General features: G+C 69.8%; 19 protein-coding genes and 1 pseudogene. 6 read left to right on the top strand and 14 right to left on the bottom strand.

Annotation, left to right across the window (positions count from 1 at the left end; translation table 11 throughout):
- Window positions 1–191 precede the first annotated feature (191 nt).
- A pseudogene (locus tag SAZ01S_RS24335) lies at window positions 192–405 on the bottom strand (IS5-like element ISNeu3 family transposase); the annotation flags it as partial.
- Here SAZ01S_RS24335 and SAZ01S_RS24635 point away from each other — a divergent pair.
- Complete coding sequence (locus SAZ01S_RS24635; RefSeq protein WP_218017987.1) at window positions 406–687, top strand: RNA 2'-phosphotransferase; 282 nt, start codon at window positions 406–408, stop codon at window positions 685–687.
- Here the strand turns inward: SAZ01S_RS24635 and SAZ01S_RS00205 are convergent, their stop codons facing one another.
- Window positions 688–1,680: a phosphatase PAP2 family protein gene (locus SAZ01S_RS00205; RefSeq protein WP_245824443.1), complete on the bottom strand. Its 993-nt coding sequence runs from the start codon at window positions 1,678–1,680 to the stop codon at window positions 688–690. It abuts the gene before it with no gap.
- A 254-nt stretch (window positions 1,681–1,934) separates the two neighbouring features.
- Here SAZ01S_RS00205 and SAZ01S_RS00200 point away from each other — a divergent pair, with 254 nt between their 5' ends.
- Window positions 1,935–2,492 (top strand): hypothetical protein, encoded by a 558-nt coding sequence (locus tag SAZ01S_RS00200; protein ID WP_084578877.1) that lies wholly within the window; start codon window positions 1,935–1,937, stop codon window positions 2,490–2,492.
- On the opposite strand, the gene SAZ01S_RS00195 is transcribed toward SAZ01S_RS00200, so the two are convergent.
- Window positions 2,480–3,925: a putative ABC exporter domain-containing protein gene (locus SAZ01S_RS00195; RefSeq protein ID WP_245824441.1), complete on the bottom strand. Its 1,446-nt coding sequence runs from the start codon at window positions 3,923–3,925 to the stop codon at window positions 2,480–2,482. The genes SAZ01S_RS00200 and SAZ01S_RS00195 overlap by 13 nt on opposite strands.
- Window positions 3,922–4,656 (bottom strand): ABC transporter ATP-binding protein, encoded by a 735-nt coding sequence (locus tag SAZ01S_RS00190; RefSeq protein WP_084578875.1) that lies wholly within the window; start codon window positions 4,654–4,656, stop codon window positions 3,922–3,924. The genes SAZ01S_RS00195 and SAZ01S_RS00190 overlap by 4 nt, the downstream gene beginning before the upstream one ends.
- Before the next feature lie 113 nt (window positions 4,657–4,769).
- On the opposite strand from SAZ01S_RS00190, the gene SAZ01S_RS00185 reads away from it, so the two are divergent.
- Window positions 4,770–4,979: a hypothetical protein gene (locus tag SAZ01S_RS00185; protein ID WP_245824440.1), complete on the top strand. Its 210-nt coding sequence runs from the start codon at window positions 4,770–4,772 to the stop codon at window positions 4,977–4,979.
- Window positions 4,980–5,095: 116 nt separating this feature from the next.
- The gene (locus SAZ01S_RS00180) at window positions 5,096–8,833 is read left to right on the top strand and encodes a LamG-like jellyroll fold domain-containing protein (RefSeq protein WP_084578871.1); all 3,738 of its coding nucleotides are present in this window, start codon (window positions 5,096–5,098) and stop codon (window positions 8,831–8,833) included.
- Here the strand turns inward: SAZ01S_RS00180 and SAZ01S_RS00175 are convergent.
- From SAZ01S_RS00175 to SAZ01S_RS00135, 9 genes are all read right to left on the bottom strand, one after another.
- A complete protein-coding gene (locus SAZ01S_RS00175) occupies window positions 8,830–9,588 on the bottom strand; it encodes a TorF family putative porin (protein WP_281252143.1) in 759 nt (252 codons plus the stop codon). The two genes, SAZ01S_RS00180 and SAZ01S_RS00175, sit on opposite strands and share 4 nt — an antisense overlap.
- Entirely contained in the window at window positions 9,530–10,741 is a 1,212-nt protein-coding gene (locus SAZ01S_RS00170; RefSeq protein WP_084578869.1) for a S8 family peptidase, read from the bottom strand. Before SAZ01S_RS00170 ends, SAZ01S_RS00175 begins: the two co-directional genes overlap by 59 nt.
- Window positions 10,738–11,361, bottom strand: coding sequence for an anti-sigma factor family protein (locus tag SAZ01S_RS00165; RefSeq protein ID WP_084578867.1), 624 nt, complete (start codon window positions 11,359–11,361; stop codon window positions 10,738–10,740). The genes SAZ01S_RS00170 and SAZ01S_RS00165 overlap by 4 nt, the downstream gene beginning before the upstream one ends.
- 3 nt (window positions 11,362–11,364) lie before the next feature.
- Window positions 11,365–11,952, bottom strand: a complete 588-nt coding sequence (locus tag SAZ01S_RS00160; RefSeq protein ID WP_084578865.1) for an RNA polymerase sigma factor — start codon at window positions 11,950–11,952, stop codon at window positions 11,365–11,367.
- Window positions 11,953–12,063: 111 nt separating this feature from the next.
- Entirely contained in the window at window positions 12,064–12,720 is a 657-nt protein-coding gene (locus SAZ01S_RS00155; RefSeq protein ID WP_084578863.1) for a PEPxxWA-CTERM sorting domain-containing protein, read from the bottom strand.
- Between the two features lie 174 nt (window positions 12,721–12,894).
- Entirely contained in the window at window positions 12,895–14,385 is a 1,491-nt protein-coding gene (locus SAZ01S_RS00150) for a tryptophan halogenase family protein (RefSeq protein ID WP_084578861.1), read from the bottom strand.
- Between the two features lie 35 nt (window positions 14,386–14,420).
- Window positions 14,421–15,128: a SapC family protein gene (locus SAZ01S_RS00145; RefSeq protein WP_084578859.1), complete on the bottom strand. Its 708-nt coding sequence runs from the start codon at window positions 15,126–15,128 to the stop codon at window positions 14,421–14,423.
- A gap of 68 nt (window positions 15,129–15,196) precedes the next feature.
- Window positions 15,197–18,415, bottom strand: coding sequence for a TonB-dependent receptor (locus SAZ01S_RS00140; RefSeq protein WP_084578857.1), 3,219 nt, complete (start codon window positions 18,413–18,415; stop codon window positions 15,197–15,199).
- A 114-nt stretch (window positions 18,416–18,529) separates the two neighbouring features.
- The gene (locus SAZ01S_RS00135) at window positions 18,530–20,761 is read right to left on the bottom strand and encodes a beta-glucosidase (RefSeq protein ID WP_084578855.1); all 2,232 of its coding nucleotides are present in this window, start codon (window positions 20,759–20,761) and stop codon (window positions 18,530–18,532) included.
- A 338-nt stretch (window positions 20,762–21,099) separates the two neighbouring features.
- Here SAZ01S_RS00135 and SAZ01S_RS00130 point away from each other — a divergent pair, with 338 nt between their 5' ends.
- A complete protein-coding gene (locus SAZ01S_RS00130; protein WP_369688848.1) occupies window positions 21,100–22,317 on the top strand; it encodes an MFS transporter in 1,218 nt (405 codons plus the stop codon).
- Window positions 22,318–22,329: 12 nt separating this feature from the next.
- Complete coding sequence (locus SAZ01S_RS00125; RefSeq protein WP_084578851.1) at window positions 22,330–23,346, top strand: LacI family DNA-binding transcriptional regulator; 1,017 nt, start codon at window positions 22,330–22,332, stop codon at window positions 23,344–23,346.
- A gap of 23 nt (window positions 23,347–23,369) precedes the next feature.
- On the opposite strand, the gene SAZ01S_RS00120 is transcribed toward SAZ01S_RS00125, so the two are convergent.
- Window positions 23,370–24,773, bottom strand: a complete 1,404-nt coding sequence (locus tag SAZ01S_RS00120; RefSeq protein WP_084578849.1) for an efflux transporter outer membrane subunit — start codon at window positions 24,771–24,773, stop codon at window positions 23,370–23,372.
- Window positions 24,774–24,972: the final 199 nt, after the last annotated feature.

Below are 24,972 nucleotides of genomic sequence, written 5' to 3'. Positions count from 1 at the left end.
GCAACCAACGAAACGCCACAACGGACCCACGCAGAATTATATTTCATATGGTTAACCCCCAGCTTTGCGCTTTTGATTCTCTCACGCTATCGCAACTCCGGCACACAAGCAAATATGTTATACGATATCTGATAGTGCCACGTACAATCTTGGTTGCTGCGAGGCAGCTTCACCAGGTACTTGACCGGGGGCGTAAGGACGAAACGCAGCGGGCGGCCGAGAGCGTCGTCCAGCATGTGGACCTTAGTAGCTAGACCCCTCGGGAACGCCCCAGCGCCTGGTCGCGCGCGCCCCTTTTCCGGTCGCCGCCTGCTGGTGGGCGCGGACGATGGTGCTGTCGAGCATCAGATATGGATCGTCCCGGTCGGCGGTCACCGCGTCGAACAGCCGTTCCCAAACGCCGGCATGGCATCACCGGCTATAGCACCCGCATCCGGACAAGACAGGGCCAGTCCATCAGCGGGGATCTGGACGGGCCATCGCAACCCGCCGGAGACGCTCTACCACGGCACGGTCGCGCGCTGCCTGGAAGCCATCCTCGCGGCAGGGCTCACGCCGATGGCGCGACACCATGGGCACCTCTCGCCCGATGTCGAAACCGCGGCAGACCGCCGAACGACGCGGAGCACCAGCCCTCCTTCGCATAGCCGCCGGAGTTCCTTGCCCGCGCCTAGCGCGGCAGGATAATCAACCCGCCGCGAGCGCCTTCCGAACGCGCCGGCGCATCAGCAGCGTCGCGAAGAACCAGGCGATCAGCGCGATGCCGGCGCCGAGGATCAGGTCGATCAGATAATGCGTGCCCTCGACCGGGGTCGACAGCAGCATCGCGCAGGGGATCGCGGTCAGCCACCAGCGGAGCGGCCCACAGCGCTGGGCCGCGGCGATATAGAGCGTGGCCGAGGCGGCATGGAAGCTCGGCGCGGAGACCAGCCCGCGGAGCTGGCCGACATCCACCACGGTCAGCGTGTGCGCCCGCAGCTGCGGGATCAGGTCCGGCTGCCACAGCTCGCTGACCGGCATATAGGGGATCGGGCCGTGCCACAGATAGGAGAAGGGCCCCACCGCCGGCATCTGGCTATAGACCGCCAGCGTCATCACCGCGGCGATGCCGAAGGCGGCGAGGAAGCGATGCGCCTCGCGCCGTTGCCCGGTCAGCGCGAACCAGCCGAGCAGCAGCGCAGGCGTCAGGAAAATGCTCTGATAGGCGGCGATGCCAAGCAGCTGCAGCGTGCGGTGCGCGGCCACCAGCCGGTACCAGGCGAGCCAGTCGAACTGCAGCAGTTCGTCGACCCGCTGCAGGCCGGCATCGGCAAAGCCGTCGCTCATCGCCGCGATGGGGTAAGAACTCACCGCGCCGACCAGCGCCATCGCCATGAACAGCGTGTAATATTCGACGATGTCGGCGAGCACGAGGCTCCAGCGCCGCGCATCGCGCAGGCACCAGGCGCGCAGGGCCGGTCCCAGCGCCAGCACGGCATAATAGGGGATGTTGCTGTGCGCGAACGGATCGACGCGCAGTCCCGCCGCCCACAGGAGCAGCGCGCAGACCGCGACCGTAAGGATCGCCGTGATGCGGACCTGTCCGGGCGAGAAACCGATGGAAATGCGGGCCTCCGCCCGTGGCAGCGACCAGGCGCTGGCCGAAGTCGCGACGAGGGTGGAGGGCTGGCGGTCGTTCAATATCAGGCTCGTCAAGGCTAGCGGAAACGACCCGCCACCATGCGCGCCGTGCCCGATCCTAGCGCGTCGTCGCGCCCGCGCCTAGTCCGGGGCCAATCCACCATGGGCCTGCCGGTCGTGGCACTTTACCGGCGGGTAAAGTGCCACGCGCGGCCCTTCGCCGTCCGCCGGGCAAAGTGCCATGGCTGGTCCAACTGGTGGGCACGGCACAGAGGGGATTCACAGGCGAATCGCGATGTGCTTAGATTCCTGCTATGTTCCAGCCCGATCTCTTCGCCGCCGCCCCCCGCGCCGCGCCGGATGCGGCCTCCCCCGCCCCAGCGATGGACCTGCCGGCCGTGCTCGACCGGCTGAGCGAAACCTGCGAGCGGCCGCGCTACAGCTTCATGGTGCTCCAGCTGATCGCCCAGGCGAGCGACCGCACCGGCTGGGCCGGTCCGTGGATCGAACGCGAGGGCCGCCGGCTGCCGGTGCGCGACTGGCTGAGCGAGGCACTGACGCCGGTCGCGCGCCGCGATCCGCGCCGCAAGCGGCTGGCGACCCGTGCCCGCGCCGACCTGGAAAAGGCCGGCACGCTGCCCGCCGATCCCGAGGCAGCCGAACGCGCGATCGCCGCCGAGGTGCAGCACCGCATCCGCCTGTCGGGGCGGACCAATGTCAGCCGCGCCGTCTCGGAACTGGTGCGCGCCGGGCTGGTGCGGCGCCACTATCAGGGCTTCCGCGTCGACCACCATAATCGCGGCGCCCAGCGCCATGCGGTCTATGCGGTGACCGAGGAGGCGCGCCGCGCGCTCCGGCCTCAGACAAAATAGACCAGCACCCCCGCCGCCAGCCCCAGCAGCAGCGCGATCACGAACTCGACCAGGCTGCGGATGATCCCGCCGCCCTTCTGCCGCCGCTGGAAGGTCGAGCGCGGCGCCGGCTGGGCATGCGCCACCTCGAGATAGCCGACCGCGCCGCCGGCGCCGGCGGTGAACAGCAAGGTGATCAGCGCGCCGGGGATCGTCTCCATCGCGATCGCCAGCGGCAGCAGCATGCCCAGCGGGGCGGCCAGCGCCATCGCCGCCATCAGCTTGGCGAAATCGAGATCGTCCTTGTCGACCGGCGCGACCTTGAGCAGATCGGGCGCGTCCTCGGCCGAGGCGGCGAGCCAGGCGAGGCTGGAGACCAGCTGGCCGGCGATCACCACGCTGGTAAAGGCCAGCGTCGGCGCGAGCGGCAGCGACCGGCCGTCGCGAAACGCGATCAGCACGATCGGCGCGAGGTAGACGATCCGCAGCAGCAGCTGGAACAGCAGCGCCGGATCGCGCAGCAGCAGCCGCAATTCCTTGGCGAAGATCGCCGCGAACAGCCCGCGGTGGAAGTGCCGGGCGATCCCGCCTTTCGCCGCGCGGTTGCCCGCCGGGCGCATGCCGCCGGCCCGGTAGCTGCGCAGGAACGCGTTGCGCATCGCCCAGCCGGTCGCCGCGAACAACAGGCACCCGCCGCCGAGCAGCAGCACGATCGCCAGCGGCTCGCCGAACGCCGCCCGGCCGGGCAGGCTGCTCAGCGGCCCGCTTCCGAAACCCCGCGTGTGCAGCGCCTCGAACAGGAGCACCGTGCCGGACTCGCGGCGCTCGCCCTGCTGGTTGAGGATCTGGGTGGCGAGAAACACGCTGGCGCCGGTAAGCGCCGCAAGGATCTGGCCCAGCGTTCGGGCCGCGCGCGGCCCGAGGGTACGGGCGAGCAGCAGCGTCGCGCCAAGCCCCAGACAGGCCGCCACCAGCGCGAGCGCCACCAGCAGCGCGAGCGCACCGAGCAGCTCGGGATGGCCGAGCACCGCCACCGGCCCCAGGATCGGCAGCAGGAAGATCGAGAAGGTCAGCATCACCCCGCCGGCGATGCCGAGCAGCTTGGCCGAGACCACCGTGCGCGGATCGAGCGGGGCGGAAAAGAGCAGATCGAGGTCGCCCGCCTCGAACAGCGTCCGCTGGCTGGCGAGCAGCGACTGGGTGGTCATGAAAGTGAACAGCAGGATCGTGGCGACCAGCACCACCAGCCAGGCGAGGGGATCGGCCTGCCACCGCACCCCCTGCAGCAACAGGCCCAGCCCGATGCCGAGCCCGGTATAGCCGAGCAGGAACAGCGCGCCGACCACCTGCCCCACCCGGCTTCGCCCGGCATTGCGCAGATTGCCGCGCAGTTCGTGCAGCGTCAGCCAGCCGAGGCTGCCGGGCGGCAGCCGCCGCATCGCCCAGCCGATCATGGCCGGCTCGTCAGGCGGATGAAGGTGTCCTCCAGCGACATGTCTTCCGATCCGGCAAGCGTGCGCAGCTCCTCCAGCGTGCCCTCGGCGAGCAGCCGCCCGCCGGCGATGATGCCGATCCGGTCGGCCAGCCGCTCGGCGACCTCGAGAATATGGGTGGTGACGATCACCGTCTTGCCCTGGTCGACCGCGGCGCGCAGCGCATCCTTCACCGACCGCGCCATCGCCGCGTCGAGCCCGGTCAGCGGCTCGTCGAGGATCAGCAGCCGGGGATCGTGTATCAGTGCGCCGGCCAGCGCCACCTTCTGCTGCATGCCGCGCGAAAAGCCCTCGCAGCGGGTGTCGCGCACCTCCCACAGCTCGAGCCAGCGCAGCAGCCGCTCGGCCTCGGGCGCCGCCTGGCCGGGCGGGATCCGCCACAGCCCGGCGACGAAGCCGAGATATTCGGCCGGGGTCAGCTTGTCATAGAGCATCGGCTCGTCGGGCAGCCAGGCGGTGATCGCCTTGGCGTCCTGCGGCTGCGCGCGTGCATCGACGCCGAAGATCTCGATGCTGCCCTGGTCGGGCTCGGTGAGCCCCACCGCCATGCGCAGCGTGGTCGTCTTGCCCGCCCCGTTCGGGCCGAGCAGCGCATAGAGCTGCCCCGCGCCGACGGTGAGATCGAGGCCGGTGATGACGGGCTTGCCGAATGCCTTGTGCAGGCCGGCAATGCGAAGCGCAGGGATGGACATCGACGCCGATCCTAGCGGCCGCGCGGTTCGTCGCAAGCGGGGCGATGTGGACCTTTTTTGCCGCTCGTTCGTCCCCAGCTTCCGCTACGTACGGGAGGGGAAGGATGTTCGCCATGCCAAGCACGATCGCGCCGGAAGTGATCGCCTGCATCGCCGAGGGCCGCCCGCCGACCCCGGGCGAGCTTGCCCGCGTCGCCGAGCGGGTGCGCGCCGATCTCGTCGGCGACCGCCCCGCCTTCGCCTGGGGAGACGGCCAGCCTGAGACCGCCGAGCAGCTGAGCCGCCGCGTCGCCGAACTCGCCCTGATCGGCAGCCGTCGCTAGCGCCCTCCCCTTCCACCATTGGCTTTGCCATCGCGAATTGCTACCGGTGTCAATGATGGGCACGTATGCGACCAAGCATCCTGTACGGCCTGCGGTAATCGGCTTGGGAGGATGGCATGCGGCACTGGGGGATTTCGCTGTGGGCGCTCGCTGCCGCCACGCCTGTCCTCGCCCAGCCTGCCGATCGCCAGGACGGGCTGCTCTTCTACCTCTCCGCCGACAAGAGCCTCACTGCCGACATCGCCGCCGGCGATCCGGTGCCCAATTTCCGCTCGGCGGTGACCATCACTCCCGATGGCGCCACCGGCGGCGCCGCGCGCTGGGCCGACGAAGGCTATGTCGCCTGGAACGCCCCGGGCAATATGCGTGCGGAACGCGGCACCCTCGCCTTCTTCTGGCGCGCCCGCACCCCGTTGGGCGAGGCACCGTTCGTGCTCTTCCGCGCCGGCTTCGCCGATCATTCGAGCTGGGACATGGCCTTCCTGCGGATCGACTGGAACGGCCACGGCTTCGATGCCTTCGTCACCGATGCCAACCTCTCGCGGATCCGCGTCTCCTTCCGGCTCGACCGGGTGCCGGCGGCAGAGGAATGGCAGCACCTCGCCTTCGCCTGGGACGAGACGCAGGGCGTGCGCCTGTTCTGGAACGGCCGCGAAGTTGCGCGGCGCAACCAGGTAGCGGACCTGGATTCCGGGCTCGACCAGTTCGGCATGGCGGGCCGGGTGATCAGCCCGCACCAGGTGCAGAGCCGCTACAACTTCATGCGGGGCAGCGATCTCGACGAGATCCGCATCTATGATCGCATGCTCGGCACCGCCGACGTCGCGGCGCTCGCGGCGCACAGCCTGCCCGGCGCTTCGCCCTCCCGCGACACCGTCGCCGAGCGCACTGCGTGGCTGCATCGCTATGGCTGGGACAAGGGCGCCCCGCCCGTCCTTGCCGCACCGGTCACCCGCGTCCGCAAGATCGAGTTCGCCGATGCGCGCGACCTGAAGCAATGGATGTGGAAGGGCGTCGACGGCATCGCCGAGACGACCTGGCCCGGCGTCTACAATCGCTCGCGCCTGCCCGGCCGCGACGATTATTTCGAGCTGCCCGACTGGAACACCTATGTCGAAGGCGGCAAGGCCTACACGCTGACGGTGCCAGCGGGCGAGACGTTCAACCGGGTGGAGATCCGCGGCGCCGCCTATGGCGCGCTCGCCTGGTCGGCGGACGGCGCAGCGTTCGCCAGGGTGGCGGAGCGGGCGCAGGGCGTGGTCCGTTCGGTCGACGCCCTGCCCGAGCGGAAGGGGGGCGTGCTGCGCTTCACCAACCGCATGCAGGAACAGCCGATCCAGGAACTCTGGGCCTATCAGGTCGACGGCACCGCCGAACCGGAAGGCAGCTTCAAGCTCAGCTACCGGGTGAACGCCAAGGCCGCCGCCAATCTCGCCGCGCTGGACGCGCTCAACCGCCATATCGCCGGCCGCTTCGCCCCCGACGAGCGCAGCACGGTGCTGGCGATGCCCAAAGCGGGGGTGCGCGCCGCTATCGGCGCCGGGGCGGCGGGGGACAGCGGCGCGGCCGTGCGCCCCGCCAATCCCAAGCCGATCGTCCACATCCTGATCCCGTCCAACCTCAACCAGGCGCCGCCCGACCAGCCGCTGGCTCGCGCGTTCAACTATGGCTGGCGCAACCTGCACGACGGGCTGGACGGCCTCGCGATCGACCTGCCGGCGCTGCACGCCAGGCCCGATGCCGCAGGGCTGATCCCGCTCAACATCCGCGTCCATGATCCGATCTGGCCGCAGCGCGACCTGATCGACCTGTCGGTCTCGGTCCGCCCCGGCGAGGCGCGGACCCTTTGGCTGGACCTGCGCGACCGCATCCTGAGCGACGACAGCCTGTTCCTGACCATCGCCTCCGCCGCGCCCGACTTCGATGCGGACGCGCTCGACGGCACCGAGATCCGCCTGGTGTTCAAGCCCCGCGCCGAAGCGCTCAAGGAGCATGTCGCCGATCGCTTTCACCAGGTGAAGGACAATTGGGGCTTTCTCGTCGAGGAGCACACGTCGTCCGAGCGCGCGGCGCTCTATCGACGGGTGCGCACCGATGCGAGCGACCTGCTCCGCGTCTATCCCGACAACGCGGCGATGCGCGCCTATTGGGCGGACATCGACTATCGGCCCGAGAACATGCCGGTGGAGCCCCTCCCCCCCATCCCCGCAGGCGTGCCCGCCTGGGCGGCCCGGCAGCTGCAGGATCTCGCGCTCACCCGCCGTTTCGTCGAATGGTGGATCGACAACCGCCAGGTGCCGTACGGCGATTTCGGTGGCGGGATCAGCGACGATTCCGATCTGGTGCAGCAATGGCCCGGCCTCGCGCTGATGGGCGTGATCCCGGACAAGGTGAACGCCTCGCTTCGCGCGCTCGACGATGCCGCCTATCGCAACGGCATGATCGTCGACGGGCTCGGCTATATCACCACCGACGAGCTCCACGCCTATGAGGAGGGGCTCAACGCCGATGCGGCGCGGCTCTACCTCAACTGGGGCGAGCCGAAGACGGTCGAGCGGCTGTTCGCCACCACCCGCGCGCTCGGCACGGTGATCCTGCCCAATTCGGCGGGCCATCTCCATTTCGCCAGCAACTGGTACGGCGCGCGCAAGATGTACCGCGAAGGCGCGTTCGAATGGCAGAAACCCTATAGCTATGTGGTGATGCACGCGCCGATCCTGCTCGGCGTGTTCAACGCGGCCCCCCCGGCGCGCCAGCTGGTTACCGGGCTGGCCGATGGCTGGCTCGCCCATGGCGAGCAGGGCGGCGACGGCCGCTGGCGCTTCCCCAACGAGATCAACTGGCGCACCGATGCCACCCGCGCCGGCGACGGCGGCGGGGTCAGCACGCCGCTGCAGACGGTGTGGAGCGCCTGGCGCTTCACCGGCGACATGCGATATCTGCGCCCGCTGCAGGCGCGGCCAGGCGCGGTCGGCGAGATCAACGAGAACGGCGCGCTGCTGCCGGAGACCCGGGCGATGGTGGCAGCCAAGGGCGATGTCGAGGCGGCGCGCATCGCCGCCTGGACGCGCAGCGGCGACCCGGCGCCGCTGGCCGCGCTCCATGAAGCCGCGATCCGCGAGAAATCGGCCCGCCTCTCGATGATGACCGAAGGCCATTGGTGGACCGATCGCGTCGAGAGCGAGAACCAGTGGCTCCAGCGCGAGCGCCTCGGCGGCATCGCGCTGCGGCGCAACCAGACCTATCCTGGCCATGCGGTGAGCTGGCGCTTCGCCCGCGACGCGGCGGCCGAGCAGGTCGCGCTGCTCGTCCCCGGCGCCACGCCTGCCGGGTTCACCGTCGAGGCGTTCAACACCAGTGCGGTGCCGCAGGACGCGGTGATGACGACGTGGAACGTCACCGCCGGGCGCTGGACGATGCGCAGCCCGGACGGCAGCGTCCGCACGCTCGATCTCGGTCGGTCGCGCGGCGTTGCCCTGCGCTTCGCGCCGGGCGCCAGCCGCTGGGTCTTCGCGCTGGAAAAGGCGGGCGAGCCGGTGGAGCTGCGGCCCGATCTCGGCATCGGCCGCGACGATGTGGTGGTTGAGGGCCGCACGGTGACGGTCACCGTCCACAGCCTCGGCCACGCGCCGACCGGCGGCGGCACGGTGATCGTCTCGGGTGCGGCGGGCGAACTCGGCCGCGCGCCCCTTCCGGCGCTGGAGGCGCCCACCGATCTGCGGCCGCGGACCGCGACGGTGCGGGTACGGCTCACCGGCACGGCGATGCCGGAAACCGTTCGGGTGGAGCTTCCGGGCGAGGCGCCCGAGGTGACGCTGCACAACAACCAGGTCCGCCTCGCGCCCGGTTCCTAGAAGCCGATCGCGGCCGAGACGGTCACCGCCCGACGGGCATGATCGCGGTACCGGTAGAAGTCCCGGCCGGGCAGTCCGCCGCTCCAGGCGAGCCGCGCATCGACCTTGCCGAGCTGCCGGGCGACGCCGAGGCTATAGTCGAACTGGGTGCCCGCCACGTCGCCCCAGGGGCGTTGCCGTACCACGGCCATCACCCCGGCATGGCCCAGCAGCCGCCACTTGGGCAGCGGCCGCGCCACCGCATCGAGGGTGCCATACAGCGTCTGGACGCCGCTGCGCAGATAGTCGGGCGAATAGAGGATCCGCGCCGCCAGGCTGCGACCGCTCGCCCCCAGATAGACCTCGCTATAGCCCGCGCCGCGCACCCCCGATCCGGCGCCGCGAAACTCGCGTCGGGTGAGGCCCAGGTCGAGCACGATGCCCCGCCGCAGCCGCAGCGCATAGCCGGCATCGACGCCGATCGAGACCAGATCCGCACCTGTGGGCAGCGCCGCCGCGGTCGCGGCAGCATCGGCATAGATGCCCGAGCGATCGTCATAGCCGAGCGACACGGTCATCGCGGGCCGCCCGACGCTGAGACTGCGCCCGCGCCAGCGCTCGTCGTTGGTCACCGACACCGAACCGCTCCACTGCGCATGCGCAGTGCTCGCAATGCCCATGCCGGTCAGCAGCGCGCAGGAGATCGCCGCGCAGCGGCTAGGGCGCCATGCCCTCGGTCGCACATGTCCCCTTCCCCACCACGGTCGCACAGGCATCGATTTCTCCGCCGCCGGGCCTAGCAGAAACCGGCATCGCGCGTCTGCCGGGCTTCGCATCGCGTTCGCGGCGCAGCGCCAGCAGCCCGCTCACCTCTGCCGCGGCATAGGAGGAGCCGTTGACCAGATACCAGCGCCCGCCGGGCTGGGTGGTGGGAATATCGCGGCCGGGCGCGACATAGGCGCTGCCCATCGGCGCCTCGGCCACCGCGACCACGCCGGGCATCGAGGCGGGAAAGCCGCCGCCCGCCAGCTTCGGGTCGACCGCCGCCACCACCATCGCGCCGCGATCGATGCCGGCGCGGAGCAGGGTCTCGAGCAGGCGGCTTGGCGGGCCGCTGAGGCTCAGGTTGATCACATCGGCGCGCTGTTCGACGGCAAAGCTCACCGCGCGCGCCAGGCTGAGGCTGTCGCAGGCGGTCGGCGCTGCGGGTCCGCCGCCTTCCTGCCGGCAGGCGCGCAGGGCCAGCAGCTTCGCAGCGGGTGCGACTCCGACGATACCCATGCCGTTGTCGGCCCGTGCGGCGATTACCCCGGCAATGCCGGTCCCGTGATTCTCCGCCGCCACCGCCGGGTCGCCGGTAAAGTCGCGGGCGAGGCTGACCTGCCCGGCAAGATCGGGATGGCGCTCGTCGACCTTGCTGTCGATCACCGCGATCCGCACGCCGCGCCCCGTCGCCAGCCGATGCAGCGCCGTCAGATGCCAGCGCCGGGTCACCGGCTGGGCGGGATAGAGCGGGTCGTTCGGCCGTGCCTGCGCCGTGGTCCGCCCCTGCGCCTCGAACCGGGTAATCGCTTCGGACCATTCGACCGCCGCGTCCTTGGCCACCGCCGCGGCCGCCGCGTCGGCGCTACGACCGGCGGGCACTTCCAGGATGAAGCAGTCGACCCCGATCATAGGCATCGGCCAGTTGCCGACGAGGCGCAGTCCGTTGCGCCGCGCCACCGTCGCCGCGATCCGCCGCCGCCCGGCCGCCGAACCATCCTCGCCATAGCCGCCGCCATAGCTGCTCCCCGCACGGAAATGCGGCGGCGCGAGGCGCAGCATCACCAGGATCCGCGCGCCCTCCGCGCCCGCAGCCGCCGCAGGCGGCGCGAGCAGCGCCGCCACCACCAGCAGCGCCAGCCCGATCGCGCGGGCCGCCCGGCTCATGGCGCGGCGTCGACCGGCTGCGCGAGCACGACCTCCGGCTGGGCGCGCAGCCGGGCGATCGCGGCGGCCCGCTGCTCGGGGGCGATCGCAAGGAGATAGGCGCCTGCTTCGGTCGGTCCGTCGACGAGCCGGGCCTGCGATGCCTCGATCGCGTGCCGCAGGGCCGCCTCGCGGGTTTCCGGCGCGAACATCACCAGGATATTGCCGGCCGGCCGCAACTCGCTCGAGCCGAGCGCATGATAGGGCGGCGCCGGGCTCGACGCCGGCGCGCGCTGCAGATGAAGAAGAATGCCGACGCCCAGCAGCACCACCGCCGCCTGCGCCGCCAGCAACCCGCCGGCGCGCAGCACGAAGCGGCGCGGCAGCTGCTTCGGCGGCGCGGGCGCGGCGAGATCGGCGGCCAGCCGCTCCCAGCCGGATGCCGGCACTGCCGGCGCATCGGCCACCGCCTGGCGGAGGCGGCGCTCGGCGGCGAGCTCGGCGCGGCATTCGGCGCAGGCGGCGAGATGGGTGTCGACCAGCAGCCGGTCGCCGGGCTCGATCTGGCCGGTGACGTACCAGGGGAGCAGCAGCATCGTCGCTTCATGCGGGTCGCCGCGCAGGTGGTGCAGTTCGCCCATCGTCTAGATCCAGTCCGCCAGTTCGCCCGCCATCGCCCGCCGCAGGTTGCGCCGGGCATGGAACATCCGCGTCTTCACCGTGTCCACCGGACACCCCAGGATTTCGGCGATCTCGCGATAGCCGAGTTCGTGAAAATAGGTGAGGTCCACCACCGCGCGATGCTCCGCCGAAAGGCCCGCCATCGCCCGCTGCAGCCCACGCTGGGTGCGGTCCTGCGCCAGCCCGGCATCGGCCATCGCCTGATCGGGCAGCTCGGCCAGCGCGGCATCGTCGGCCGGCTCTTCGTCGCGCGCCCTTGCCCGCACCGCCTTGCGATAGGCGATCGCGAACAGCCAGGTCGAAAGCCGGCTCGCGCCGCTGAAGTCGCCGGCCTTTTGCCACAGCACCATCAGCGTGTCGTTGACCACCTCCTCCACCAGCGGCGCGCGGCGCACCAGCGTGCCGACGAAGCGTGCCAGCCGAGGCTGATAGCGGCGGTAGAGCTGCTCGAACGCCCGCAGATCGCGCGCGCGCACGGCGACGACGAGGCCCATCTCCTCCTCGTCGACAGGCATCGGCGGCAGCCGGCCCTGCGGTTCGCTCTGTGTCACGCGCTCTTCGCTCGCACCTTAGTGCCGCGCGGACGCCGAACGGTTCAACGGACCCGAAAAATTTCTGCCGGCCGGGCGCAGGACGCTGCCCGGCCGGCAGCGACACGCGCCTCAGCCGAGCGCGAGCGCGCCCTGGCCGCGGCGACGGCGATAGCGCAACGTGCCGCCGGCGAGCCCGGCGCCGACCATCAGCATGCCCCAGGTCGCCGGCTCCGGCACCGCGGCGCTGGCGGACAGCGTGGCGTTCTCGGGGGCGAAGTCGCTGATCCCGGCATTGCCGCCGGCCGAGCGCGGCCACAGGTTGAAGCCATAGCGCTGGGGCGCGAAGCCGGTGCTCGGCAGCAGCGACAGCGGCACCTTGACGGTCAGGATGTTGCCGGCGATCGCGATCCAGTCCTTGTTGAGCGCCGTGCCGCCGATCGTGCCGGTGCCGTTCTTCTGCACGACGATCGCCTGGTCGAAGATCACATTACCCTGCCCGATACCGCCGAACGGCCGGATCGCGCCCGCACCGGTGTTCACGCCGTAAACGTAGAAGCCCGGGGTGCCGGGGGTGATGTCGCCTGCGAAGGTGCTGCCCAGGGTGAACAGCTTGGCGCCGGCATCATAGCTGACCGAGAAGCTGGTGACGTCGAGGTCGCCCAGCTTGGGGCCGGTATAGCCGGCGAGGAAATCGCCGGTCGCGTCGCTGACGGTCCGGGTCTGGGCCAGCGCGGGGGCAGCGACGGCAAGACAGGCAAGCGCCGCGGCGCTCAGAATCATACGCATGCTTTGGTTCTCCCGTGATTGGCCCGACCCGGTGCAGGGGCACACCGGGCCGGGCGTGCACGACGGAGACCGGCCCAAGCACAGGGGGAAGTCGAAGCCGGTATCCGCCGCACCCGTCAGTGGCGGCGCACGGGAGAATGGTTCAAAGCGGGTGCGATTTTTCCGCGCGGCGGCTTACGCTGCTGCCGGCACCTTCGCGGCCGCATAGCCGGCGATGAAGTCGGCGTGGCGTGGCAGCTTGGCGAGCTGCGCGGCGATGCCGGCGCGCAAATCGCCCAGCGCGCGCGCCAGATCCTCGCTGGGGATCTGCGCGGGCATCGGATGATGGGCGCGCGGCCGCTCGCCCTGGCCGAGCATCACCGCGCTCCAGCTGTCGACGCGGAACAGGTCGGTCCCTTCCTGATAGGCCGACGCCCCTTCGCGGAACAGGGCGATCCGCGCCGCCAGGCTGTCCGGCACCGCGCGTGCGGCATGGTCGCGCCAGAACGGCTCGGGGCGGTCGTTCAGCTTGTAGTGGAGGATGATGAAGTCGCGGATATGCTCCGATTCCGCGCGCGACTGGGCGTTGAACCGCGCCGCCTGCGCCGCCATGTCGTCGCGGAGCGGAAAGTTCTGGAGCAGCCGCGTCACCGCGATCATCACCAGGTGGATGCTGGTCGACTCGAGCGGTTCGATGAACCCGCTCGCCAGCCCCAGCGCGATGCAATTGCGGTTCCATGCCTGCTTGCGCATGCCGGTGGTGAAGCGAATGAGGCGCGGGTCGAACAGCGCGCGGCCGGGCACCGCCGCCAGCAGTTGCTCGCGCGCCGCGTCGTCGGAAAGATAGTCGCTCGCATAGACGAAGCCATTGCCCATGCGGTGCTGCAGCGGAATGCGCCACCGCCAGCCGGCGCCGTGCGCGATCGCGCGGGTATAGGGCACCGGCGCCTCGGTCGTCTCCGATTGCACCGCGAAGGCGCGGTTGGTCGGCAGCCAGTGGCTCCAGTCGTCGAAGCCGGTCTTGAGCGTCTCCTCGATCAGCAGCGCGCGGAAGCCGGTGCAGTCGATGAACAGATCGCCTTCGACGCGCAGGCCGCCGTCCAGCACCAGCGCGGCGATGTCGCCATTCTCGGCCTGCGCGACCTCGATGATGCGGCCCTCGACGCGGCGCACGCCCGCCGGCTCGGCGAGCCCGCGCAGGAAGGCGGCATAGGCGGTCGCATCGAGATGATAGGCATAGGCGAGCGGCATCGGATCGCCGGTGGCGAACTTCTCCGCCAGCGCCGCCTGGGTCTCCAGCGAATAGTCGCCGAGCGCACCGCCCAGCCCGCGCGTCTGCGCTTCCAGCCAGAAATGCTGAAAGTCGCACAGCGGCAGCGCGCGCCCGATCGACCCGAAGGGGTGGAAATAGCGATCGCCGTCGCGCAGCCAGTTCTCGAACGAAATGCCGAGCTTGAAGGTGGCGTTGGTCTCGCGCAGGAAGACCTGCTCGTTGATGCCGAGCAGGCGATGGAAGGTCCACGCCGTGGGGATCGTCGACTCCCCGACGCCGACCGTCCCGATCGCATCGGATTCGACCAGCGTGATGTCGAGATTGGGGCCGAGGTGCCGGACCAGTGCCGCCGCTGCGACCCAGCCCGCCGTACCGCCGCCGGCGATCACTACCCGAAACTTCTGCGCGTCCATCGCTGATCCCCTCCAAGCTATGCGCGGTTCTACCCTCAGCCCTCGCGGCGTTCCTTGCGCGCGATCAGGCGCGGCAGGTTGCCGAGCGACGACAGCTGCCACACCGCGCAGCGCAGGAAATCCTGTGCGTGCAGCGCCGCCAGCGTCTCCGCACCCAGTGCGGCGAAGCGGCTGCCCTCGATCACCCAGCAATCGGGGATCTTGTAGCGCCGGCCGCTGGTCAGTTCGATGTCGAAGGTGACCGGCTCGAGCAGCCCCGCGGCCTTGAACGCGGCGAACATCGGCGCGGAGAGCTGGTCGCCGACATAGATCGCCTGCAGCGTCGCCGCGACCCGGTCGAGATAGGGCGCATTGCCGCCCTGTTCGAGGAACAGCGGCGCGCCGTCGCGGGTCGAGACGCGCGGATGATCGGTATCGATATGGATCATCGGCTCGCCGGGTTCGCCAGCCGGCGGCAGCCCGATAGAGAACGGACCGATCTCCATCAGCGCAGGCAGCTGGTCGGCATCCCAGCGGTCGCCGTCGAGATACAGGTTCTCGTCGAGATCCAACCCGAGCAGCACGGTCGCGCGCCAGTTGCCGGCGTCGTCGCGGCGGAAAATCAGGACATATTCGCGCTGCAGCGCCTCGAACTCGGTCGGAAACACGGTCATCTGGTTGACCGCGTCGCCGAATGCAGCGCCACGGTCGAGCCGAACCTTCAGATCGGCATGGTCGATATTGTTGAGCACGGCGCGGGGCATGATGTGCAGACCTTAAACGAGAAAGGCCGCCCGAGGCGAGCGGCCTTTCCCCTGTGTACAGGCGGGCTTCAGAAGCGGAAGCGTGCGCCGACCAGATACCGGGCCGAGCCTTCAGACTCGTACCAGGTGTTGATGTAATCGCGGCTGTAGCTGCGGACGCCTTCCTCGAGGAGGTTGATGCCTTCGAAGCTGAGCGCGATGTTCTTGGTCAGGTCGTAGTTCACGCTGACATCGACCTGGCCATACGGATCGTTGAACACCGGGTTGTGCGCCGCACCGCGGTTGACGTCGCTCAGGAACTTGCCGCGCCAGTTGTACGAAAGGCGCGCCGAGATGCCGTGCTTGTCATAGATCAGCGTGGCGTTGGCGGTGTCGCTCAGGCCGACCAGCGCGAACTGGTTGGCCGTCGGATCCGCGGTGATGTCGAACCCGATATTGCCGCGCACCAGCGTATAGCTCGCGGCGATACCGAAGCCGGTATTGCCGAGGAAATACTGGCCGGCGAGCTCGACGCCATAGATCTCGGCGTCCTTGTTGTTGATCGGCGTGTTGACCGAGAAGTTGAGCAACGGATCGGCCGAGGTGGGGTTCACGTTGAGCGCCGCCAGCGTGCTTCCCACATAGTCTGAATCAAACGTCCGCGTGGCGGGTACATAGTGGCTCTGCAACTCTGCCGTTGCCTGCGCGATATTGCCATTGTACTTTTGCACGACCGCCGCGCTGGTGAACAGGTTGACGTTGCTGATGTCGCCGCCCAGGCCGGTGACGATGTTGCGGCCCGCCAGCGCGATCGGCCCCGCGGTTGGGTCGCGCAGACCGAACAGGTTGCGCTGCACCACCGTGTTGCCGATGAAGTTATGCACCCGCTTGTCGAAGAAGCCGACCGACAGATACACGTCGCGACGCGGATACCATTCGAGCGAGATGTCGAAATTGTCCGAATCGAGCGGCTTGAGCGCCGGGTTGTTCTGGTTGCCGGTGGCGACGCCGCCCAGCGAGGTCGGGTTGTTGAGCGCGCCTGCGCCGGTCGAGGCGAACAGGTTGCCGAACGGCGCGCGCGAGATCGTCTTGCTGTACGAAACGCGGCCGATCAGGTTTTTCGCGGCCTCGATCTGGAAGTCGATCTGGGGCAGCAGATTGTCGTAGCTGCCCCGGCCGGTGACCGCCTGCTGGTTCACCGAGTTGAGCACCGAGAAGTCGTTATCGGCTTCCCACACCACGGCGAGCGGGATTGTCTGGTACGAGGTCGCCTTCACCTTGGTGTGCTCGTAGCGGATGCCGGCGACCAGGGTGGCGTTGCGGCCGCCCAGCTCGCCCTTCCAGGTCAGCTGGCCATAGGCTGCCCAGATGTCTTCCTTCACCCGGTTGTCGTTGTTGGCATCGATGATGTTCTGGTGGTTGATGCCGTCGATCGAGCGACCCGGATTGGTGGGGTCGCCGGCAAGCGGGATCCCGATATAGTGGTTGTACAGCGCGTTGTAGAGCTTGGTCGCGTCCTCGGCGCGCCAGGCAACCCTTCCCACCGCATCGGCGGTCGCGTTGTTGTGGTGGAACTGGCAGACCAAGCAATATTGCTGGACCGTGCCCGGCGCGAACGCCGCGACGTCCGGCGGCAGCGCGTTGTTCCAGTCGCCCAGCACCTGGCGGGTGTTGTACTGGGTCTGGCGGGTATCGGTGCTGCGATAGTCGCCGCCGAAATCGAACCGGCTGCCGCCGCCCAGATCCCAGCCCGCATCGATGCGGCCTTCCTTGATCTTCTGCGACTGGGTCGAGGCGAACTGGCGCTGCACCGCTGCCGACAGGTCACCCGCATCGAACACGCCGTTGCAGTTGCCGTTCTTGAACGGCGTCTTCGCCGCGTTCGGCATTGTCTGCGAGAAGCAGTCGTTGATGGTCAGGGTCTGGGTCGGGAAGCCGTCATTGTCCCAGGTCAGCCCGTGCGACGTGACGATGTTGCCGTTGAACGCCACCGTGGTCGAGGTCTGGCCGTTGGGATTGTCGGGCAGGCTTTCCGCCTTGCCGAAATGGCCGTCGATATTGACGGTGAAATTGTCGGCCAGCTCCCATTTCAGGTTGCCGCCGATGTCCCACAGCCGGTTCTTCTGCGCGCGATAGGCCTGCTCGAAGCCTTCGTCCTTCACGCCCGGCAGGGTCTCGTGGAGATATTTGGTGGTCGCGATGCCGTTGCTCGAATCGTCGAAGGTCACTTCGTCGAACGGCTTCGAGAACCAGTTGGACTGCGACGAGCGGCGCTCGGACGAACGCAGCTGCGCGAACAGCCCATCGACCGTGAAGGTCATGCTGTCCGACGGGCGATACTGGACCACTGCCTGGCCGTTGATGCGCTCGCGGCTCGCTTCGGAGAAGTGGTGGCGATAGTCGTCGGGCACCGCGACCAGCGTGTTCGGATCGGTGGGCTTGTTGTTGATCTTGGTGCCGGCTGTGACATAGCCCTTCGACGGATCGAGGAAGTCCGACAGGCGGGGCATGTTCCAATAATTGTTGGCCTGGCTCGGGAAGCTGAAGTTGCGCTTCTGGTAGCTGCCGAACAGGCTGACGCCGAAGCGCTGCTCCTGGTCGCTCCAGCTGGCGATGCCCGAAAATTCCGGAGTCACATGGCTGCCGCAGCTGATGCAGTCGTCGGCCGAGGTGTCGTAGCTGGCCTTGGCGCCGACCGAGCCGGAGAAGCCCGCCGGACGATCGAGCGGCCGCACGCCGACGATGTTGATGGTCGCGCCGATGCCGCCCGAGGGGATCGCCGCGCGGCCGGTCTTGTAGACCTCGAGCGTCTTGACGCCTTCCGAGGCGAGGTTGGCGAAGTCGAACGAACGGCCGAAGCCGCCGGCGCCGTCACCGCCCTGGTCGCCGCCGACCGCGACGATGTTCGACGCGGCAAGCTGGCGGCCGTTCAGCGTCACCATATTATACTGCGCGCCGAAGCCGCGGACCGTCACGGTCGAGCCTTCGCCGTTGACGCGGTCGATCGACACGCCGGTGATGCGCTGGAGCGATTCTGCGAGGTTGGTGTTGGCGAACTTGCCGATGTCTTCGGCCGAGATCGCATCGACGATGCCGGTCGAATCGCGCTTGATCGCGATCGAACGCTCGAGCGAGGCGCGGATGCCGGTGACGATGATGTCGGCGCCTTCCTGCGGCGCGCTGGTGTCGGCGGCCGGCGAGTCGGTCGCGCCGCTGGTCTGGGCCGCGGCGATGCCGGGCATGGCAAGTGCTGTCGCAACGGCGAGCATGGATACCGCGCGGGCGCGCGATGACGAACGTAAACGCATGGGTGTCTCCCCTCCTGAATTGGCCCTCAGGCCTTGTTTTTCCGCTGAGTGCAGGCAAAGGCCGGCGACAACGTTGTCGAATTCTTCTCCAAATCCTCCCCTTTCATTTTGATTTCAATAAGAAATTTCTCCTGCTGAGACATTCACCGCCTGCTCGGCTGCGGCAGAGGCGGAATCCTCGCCCAGCGCGAGGCGATACGGCCCCGCCGCGATGGTCCAGCGGCCATCCCGCCAGCGCGCGAGCGCATGGGGGTCGGCGGCGAGCGTCACCTGCGCCGTCTCGCCGGGCTTCAGCCACTGGCGCTTCCAGCCAGCGAGGCGCGGCGTGCCGCCCTCGGGTCCGGTGACGTAAAGCTGCGGCACCACCGCCCCGGCGCGCGCGCCCTGGTTGCGGATCGTGAAGGTGACCGACGGCTTCGCGCCGCCGACGAAGCGGGCATCGGTGAAGGCAAAGCGCGTGTAGCTGAGGCCATAGCCGAACGGGAACAGCGGCGCGGTACCCTGCGCGGCGTACCAGCGATAGCCGACATTGGCGCCTTCGTGATAGGTCACGTCCCAGCTGGGCAGGGTGCTGCCATCGCCCGCCCCCGCGTCGCTCGCGGCGTTCGCATTTAGCCCGGCCGGCACCACCGGCTTCGGCCGGGGAAGCTGCTCGGCGCTTTTCGGGAAGCTGATCGGCAGGCGGCCGGACGGATTGACGTCGCCGAACAGGATGCCGGCGATCGCCTCGCCGCCGCGCTGACCCGGATACCAGGCCTGCAGCACCGCGGGCACCTGGGCCAGCCAGGGCATCAGCACCGGCCCGCCGGTTTCGAGCACGACCACCGTCCGCGGATTGGCGCCAGCGACGGCGGCGATCAGCGCGTCCTGATGGTCCGGCAGCGCGAGCGACTCCACGTCCTGCGCCTCGGTCGTCCACTGGGTGGCGAACACCACCACGACATCCGCCCCCTTGGCCGCGGCGGCGGCGGCCGCGGGGTCGCGCCCGTCGACATAGCTGACCTGCGCCCGCGGCGCCTTGGCCCGGATCGCCTTGAGGGGGGAAGACGCATGCCAGGTCACCCGCGCGAAGGATGCCGCCGCGCCGCTGGTCAGCGGGATCTCGACCGGCGCGCCGCCGACCGAGCGGACCTGGCTCGACCCGCCGCCCGAAAGCACGCCGACATCGGCATGCCCGCCGATCAGCACAATCCGCTTCGCCGTCTTCGCCAGCGGCAGCACCGCGCCCTCGTTGCGCAGCAGCACCATGCCGGCCTCGGCGACGCGCTGCGCGACCTGGGCATGCGCCGCATAGTCGATCGGCTGGGCCTTGGTCGGCGTCGGATGATCGTAGAGGCCGCTGGCGATCACGCCGGTCAGGATGCGCGTGACCATCGCCTCGAGCCGCGCCTCGGAGACCTGCCCGGCCTGGATCGCCGCATCGAGCTTGGCGGGCGCGAAATAGATCTCGCGATCGAGCTCCTGGCCCGATTCCTGGTCGAGCCCGGCATTGGCGGCCTTGACGGTGGAATGGACCGCGCCCCAGTCGCTCATCACCCAGCCGGTGTAGCGCCAGTCGTCGCGCAGGACGCCGGTGAGCATCGACGCGCTTTCGCAGGCATAGTCGCCCTCGATGCGGTTATAGGCGCACATCACCGATCCCGGCTTGCCGGTGCGGATCGCGAGCTCGAAGGCGAGCAGGTCGCTCTCGCGCAGCGCCGCCGGGTCGATCCGCGCGTTGAGCACGGTGCGCCCGGTCTCCTGGCTGTTGAGGATGAAGTGCTTGACCGTCGAGACGATATGGTTGGACTGGACGCCGTCGATCGCGGCACCGGCCATCAACCCGGCGAGCAGCGGATCCTCGCCGAGATATTCGAAATTGCGACCATTCGAGGCGTCACGGGTCAGGTTCACGCCGCCCGCCAGCAGCACGTTGAAGGTCTTGGCGCGCGCTTCCGCGCCGATGATCGCGCCGCCGGCCCGCGCCAGTTCGGTATCGAACGTAGCCGCGGTGGCGAGGCCCGAAGGCAGCGCGGTGGCGACGTCGCCCTTGCGCTGCTCGACCTGGTTGGCGACGCCGAGGCTGGCATCGCTCTCCCGCAGCGTCGGGATGCCCAGGCGCGGAATGCCGGGCACGTAACCCGCCGAGGGGATCATGTCGGCCGGCGCCGGCTGTGCCCGCGGCGGGAACAGCCCGTGGACAAGCTGCAGCTTTTCGGCATGCGTCATCGCCCGCACCAGCGCCGCGGCGCGCGCTTCGGAGGCGAGGCGGGTATCCTGCCAGGCCGGCGCCGCGGTCTGCGCATGGACCCCGGCCGGCGCCGTCCCGGCCAGCAAGAGAAGGGCAAGGGCACGGGCAGCGTTCATCGGCACGAGGCATCCTGTGATGGAGAAAGGCTTCCGGCGGGTGCGCCCGGCACACACGGCACAAAAAATGCGGCCGCCGCCCATCGGGAAGGCGACGGCCGCAGGTGATCCGCCCTTGAGGAGGGGGCCGGAACCGGAAAACGATCGACAGGGAGGAGCGGCGACGGCGCACGCGCGCGGCGAACGGCAGCAATGCCCGGCATGTTCCTCTCCCCTGTACCTCCGCATTATTGCGGACTGGCTTTTCTGACAGCGATGTCTGAGACGATCTGACATCGATGTCAAGCAGAAAGCCACGCGCGCATTGCCTCGCCGCGCGCCGCCGCTAAGCTTTGGCGGTGCAAACCGATCCTGTTCCCCACAGCCAGGCCGAGCGGGTCGCGCGGTTGTTTCGCCGCTCGATCGGCATCTTCTTCATGGGCGGGTTCGTCACCGCGCTGGTCGGCGTCCTGGTCCCGCGCCTGACCCTGATCGACCGACTCGACTATACCCGCGCCGCGCTGGTGCAGTTCGCCTTTCACTCGAGCTATCTGCTGTTCGCGGTGCCGATTACCGCGCTGCTCGTCCGAATCGGCTATATGCGCGCGATCGCGGCCGGGCTGGGCGTGATGACGCTCGCCTGTACCGGACTCGGCAGCGCGGCGTGGCTCGGCAGTTTCCCGCTGCTGCTGCTGGCGCTGCTCGCGCTTTCGACCGGCATCACCTTTCTCCAGATTGCCGCCAATGTCGTCCAGCCGCTGGTCTCCGCCGAAGGGCGCGGCGCAGCGCGGCTGACCCTGCTCCAGGGCTTCAACGCGATCGGCACGGTGCTGGCGCCGCTGGTCGGCGCGGCCTTCCTGCTCCAGCGCGGCGGTGTCGACCGGCTGCCGATGGCGGTACCCTTCCTGGCCTGTGCGGCAGTGCTCGCCTGGCTCTGCCACCTGTTCTGGCGGGCACGCGACCTGCTGGCCGGGCACCCTGCCCCTCGCCCGTTGCCGCGCAAGGACCTGGGCCGCGTGCTCCGCGACCGGCGGCTCGCCTGGGGCAGCCTCGCCATGTTCGGCTATGTCGGCGCGGAAGTGACGATCGGCAGCCTGCTCGCCAATTACCTCGCGGCGCCTGCCATCCTCGCGGCCGATCCGGCAAGTGCGGGACGACTGGTGAGCCTCTATTGGGGCGGCGCGATGCTCGGGCGGTTCGCCGGCGCGTTCGGCCTCGCCCGGATCGCGCCGGCACGGCTGCTCGCCGGCGCGGCATCGGGCGCGGTCCTGCTCGTCGCGGTGGCGAGCCAGGCCCAGGGGCTGGTCGGTGCGACGGCGCTGATCGCAGTGGGGCTGTGCAACGCGATCATGTACCCCACCATCTTCGCGCTCGCGCTGCCCGAGGATCGCGGACTTGCGGCCTATGCCTCGATGATCCTGTGCATGGCGGTGGTCGGCGGCGCGATCGTCCCGCTCGCCACCGGCGCGCTGGCCGATCAGGTGGGTCTGGCGCCGGCGCTGGGCCTGCCGCTGCTGTGCTATCTGGGGATCGCGGCCTTCGCCGCGCTGGTAGCGTTACCCGCTGCAACGCGGTAAGGCTGCGCGGGCATGAAGCCACTCACGCTCAAGGATGTCGCGGACAAGGCCGGCGTTTCGCCGAAGACGGTGTCACGCGTGATCAATGGCGAAGCCTATGTCCGCCCGGAAGTGCGTGAGACGGTGCAGCGTGTGGTCGACGAGCTCGGCTATCGCCCGAACGCCTTCGCGCGCGAGCTGTCGAGCTCGCGCTCGTTCCTGCTCGGCCTTTATTTCGACGACCCCGCCTCGGCCTATGCCGCCGATCTCCAGCGCGGCGCGCTCGCGCGGTGCCGGGCGCTCGGCTATCATCTCGTCGTCGAGCAGGTTACCCGCGACCGTGCCGACTGGCTGGCGGAATGCGAATCGTCGCTGCGCGCAATGCGGCTGGGTGGCGCGATCCTCACCCCGCCGCTGTGCGACTGGCCCGAACTGCTCGACCTGTTCGCGCGGTGGGACGTGGCGGTGGTGCGGATCTCGCCCGGCGACTTCCCCGATCGCACCGCCGCCGTCGACATGGACGAATGCGGCGCCGCGCGCGAGCTGACCGACGCGCTGATTGCGCTTGGCCACCGCGACATCGGCTTCATCCAGGGCAATCCCGAGCACCATGCCGCGGCCCGGCGGCTCGAGGGTTTCCGCGCCGCGATGACTGCCGCCGGCCTGCCGATCCCGCCCACGCGCACGCTCCAGGGCGACTTCACCTTCCGCTCGGGGCTGGCGGCCGGCGAGCAACTGCTGACCGCCGCGGACCGGCCCAGCGCGATCTTCGCCGCCAACGACGAAATGGCGCTGGGCGTGCTGGTCGCGGCGATGCGCAACGGCATCGCCGTGCCCGATCAGCTCTCGATCGCCGGGTTCGACGATGCCCCGATCGCCCGCATGGCCTGGCCGCCGCTCAGCACGGTGCACCAGCCGCATCTCGACATGGCGGCAGCGGCAGTCGACCTGCTCACCCGGCCCGCGCGCGGCGATGGCGCGCCGAGGGCCGCGCTGCGCCTGCCTTATACGCTGGCACTCCGCGACAGCACCGGCCCCCGCCGGTCCTAGGCGGGGGCTGGTGCTGCGGGCGCTCAGGCCCGCTGCCAGCCGCCGCCGAGCGCGCGGAACAGGTTGACCTGCGCCTCGGCGATCGCCGCGTCCGCCGTGGCCAGCGCCGCCTGGGCGTCGGCGAAGGTGCGCTCGGCGTCGAGCAGGTCGAGCGAGTTGATGTCGCCCTCGGTCTGGCGCGCGCGGGCGATCCGCACCGCCGCCTCGGCTTCGCCCAGCGCCGCCTGCAGCGCGGTGCGCCGCTCGAGCGCACGGCCATAGGCGGAGAGCGCGGTCTCGGTCTCCTGCAGCGCGGTCAGCACCGTGCCGTCGAAGGTGGCGAGCGCGGCGCGGCTGTCGGCTTCGGCGGCGGCGATCCGAGCGCGCGCCGGTGCCGGGTTGACCGTCCAGTTGATCAGCCCGCCGACCAGCCAGCGCAGCGGCCCCGCCCCGAAGATATTGCCGAAGTCGTTGCCGGTGGAGCCGCCCGACCCGCCCAGCGATATCTTGGGATAGAGATCGGCGGTGGCGACGCCGATCCGCGCCGTCGAAGCCGCCAGCCGGCGCTCGGCCGCGCGCACGTCAGGCCGACGGGCGAGGAGCGCCGCGCCGTCGCCGACCGGGATCGGCTGGTCGAGCCGCAGCGTGGTGTGCCGCTCGCGCGCCTCGGCGGGCAGCTCAGCGGGGGTCTTGCCGATCAGCGTGGCGAGCCGGAACAGCGCCGCGTCGCGCTGGGCAGCGAGCGCGGGCACATCGGCCTGGCGCTGGTTGCGCAGCGCGGCGATGCGGGCGACGTCGAGCCGGGTCGCCAGCCCGACATTGCGGCGGCGCTGGGTGAGGTCGATCGACTGGTCGAGCAGCGCGACGATCCGCTCCGCCACCGCCAGCCGCTCGGCCGAGGACACTGCATCGGCATAGGCGCGCGCGGTATCCGCCGCGACGATCACGCGGACCGCATCGGCGTTCGCTTCCGCCGCGGCGACATCGCCGCGCGCGGCCTCGACATTGCGCGAGATGCGACCGAACAGGTCGACCTCATAGGAGACGTTGAGGCCGGTATCGATCTGCCAGTCTTCCTGCGCGCTGCCGATCGGCCGCTGGCCGACCGGCAGCCGGCCGTAATTGGCGCCGGCACTGGCGGTCGCCTGGGGCAGCCGGTCCGAAGTTGCGCCGCGCAACGTCGCGCGGGCGCGCTCGATGCGAGCGACCGCCACCCGTACGTCGGTGTTGGCGGCGAGCGCCTCGGTTACCAGCCGGTCGAGCACCGGATCGTTGTAGAGCCGCCACCAGCCTTCCTGCACCGGTGCGGTCGACACCGCCGGGGTGGTGGAGAGGAATGCCCCCGCGGCGCTCTGCGGCCGGGCGGGTGCCTTGTAGTTCGGGCCGACGGCGCAGGCGGAAAGCGCCAGCGCCGAGACTGCGGCCATGATCGAAGCCATGCGTTGCATGTGAAATCTCCTGCGGCGGGCTTGCTGAGACCGCCGGTTTGGTCTGTTGGGGTGGCGGGGGCCTTCGCCTCGCCCCTCGTCCCCCTCACCCTTCCCACCGCCTTCGGCGGCGGGCCCCTTCCCTCTCCCACAAGGGGAGAGGGAGGTGGGGCGTCCTGCTCCCTCTCCCCTTGTGGGAGAGGGAGGGAGCCGCGAAGCG

Origin of the sequence: Sphingomonas azotifigens NBRC 15497, assembly GCF_002091475.1 — a bacterium.
Taxonomy (GTDB): Bacteria; Pseudomonadota; Alphaproteobacteria; order Sphingomonadales; family Sphingomonadaceae; genus Sphingomonas; species Sphingomonas azotifigens.
This window is presented reverse-complemented; position numbering and strand designations above follow the sequence as displayed.

Bases quoted from the DNA above. Each gene is read 5' to 3' on its own strand.
- SAZ01S_RS00190 (WP_084578875.1), bottom strand. From the start codon at position 4,656: ATGTCCATCCCTGCGCTTCGCATTGCCGGCCTGCACAAGGCATTCGGC.
- SAZ01S_RS00120 (WP_084578849.1), bottom strand. From the start codon at position 24,773: ATGCAACGCATGGCTTCGATCATGGCCGCAGTCTCGGCGCTGGCGCTT.
- SAZ01S_RS00180 (WP_084578871.1), top strand. From the start codon at position 5,096: ATGCGGCACTGGGGGATTTCGCTGTGGGCGCTCGCTGCCGCCACGCCT.
- SAZ01S_RS00185 (WP_245824440.1), top strand. From the start codon at position 4,770: ATGCCAAGCACGATCGCGCCGGAAGTGATCGCCTGCATCGCCGAGGGC.
- SAZ01S_RS00135 (WP_084578855.1), bottom strand. From the start codon at position 20,761: ATGAACGCTGCCCGTGCCCTTGCCCTTCTCTTGCTGGCCGGGACGGCG.
- SAZ01S_RS00145 (WP_084578859.1), bottom strand. From the start codon at position 15,128: ATGCCCCGCGCCGTGCTCAACAATATCGACCATGCCGATCTGAAGGTT.
- SAZ01S_RS00140 (WP_084578857.1), bottom strand. From the start codon at position 18,415: ATGCGTTTACGTTCGTCATCGCGCGCCCGCGCGGTATCCATGCTCGCC.
- SAZ01S_RS00150 (WP_084578861.1), bottom strand. From the start codon at position 14,385: ATGGACGCGCAGAAGTTTCGGGTAGTGATCGCCGGCGGCGGTACGGCG.
- SAZ01S_RS00170 (WP_084578869.1), bottom strand. From the start codon at position 10,741: ATGAGCCGGGCGGCCCGCGCGATCGGGCTGGCGCTGCTGGTGGTGGCG.
- SAZ01S_RS00155 (WP_084578863.1), bottom strand. From the start codon at position 12,720: ATGCGTATGATTCTGAGCGCCGCGGCGCTTGCCTGTCTTGCCGTCGCT.
- SAZ01S_RS00200 (WP_084578877.1), top strand. From the start codon at position 1,935: ATGTTCCAGCCCGATCTCTTCGCCGCCGCCCCCCGCGCCGCGCCGGAT.
- SAZ01S_RS00165 (WP_084578867.1), bottom strand. From the start codon at position 11,361: ATGGGCGAACTGCACCACCTGCGCGGCGACCCGCATGAAGCGACGATG.
- SAZ01S_RS00125 (WP_084578851.1), top strand. From the start codon at position 22,330: ATGAAGCCACTCACGCTCAAGGATGTCGCGGACAAGGCCGGCGTTTCG.
- SAZ01S_RS24635 (WP_218017987.1), top strand. From the start codon at position 406: ATGGCATCACCGGCTATAGCACCCGCATCCGGACAAGACAGGGCCAGT.
- SAZ01S_RS00195 (WP_245824441.1), bottom strand. From the start codon at position 3,925: ATGATCGGCTGGGCGATGCGGCGGCTGCCGCCCGGCAGCCTCGGCTGG.
- SAZ01S_RS00175 (WP_281252143.1), bottom strand. From the start codon at position 9,588: ATGCCTGTGCGACCGTGGTGGGGAAGGGGACATGTGCGACCGAGGGCA.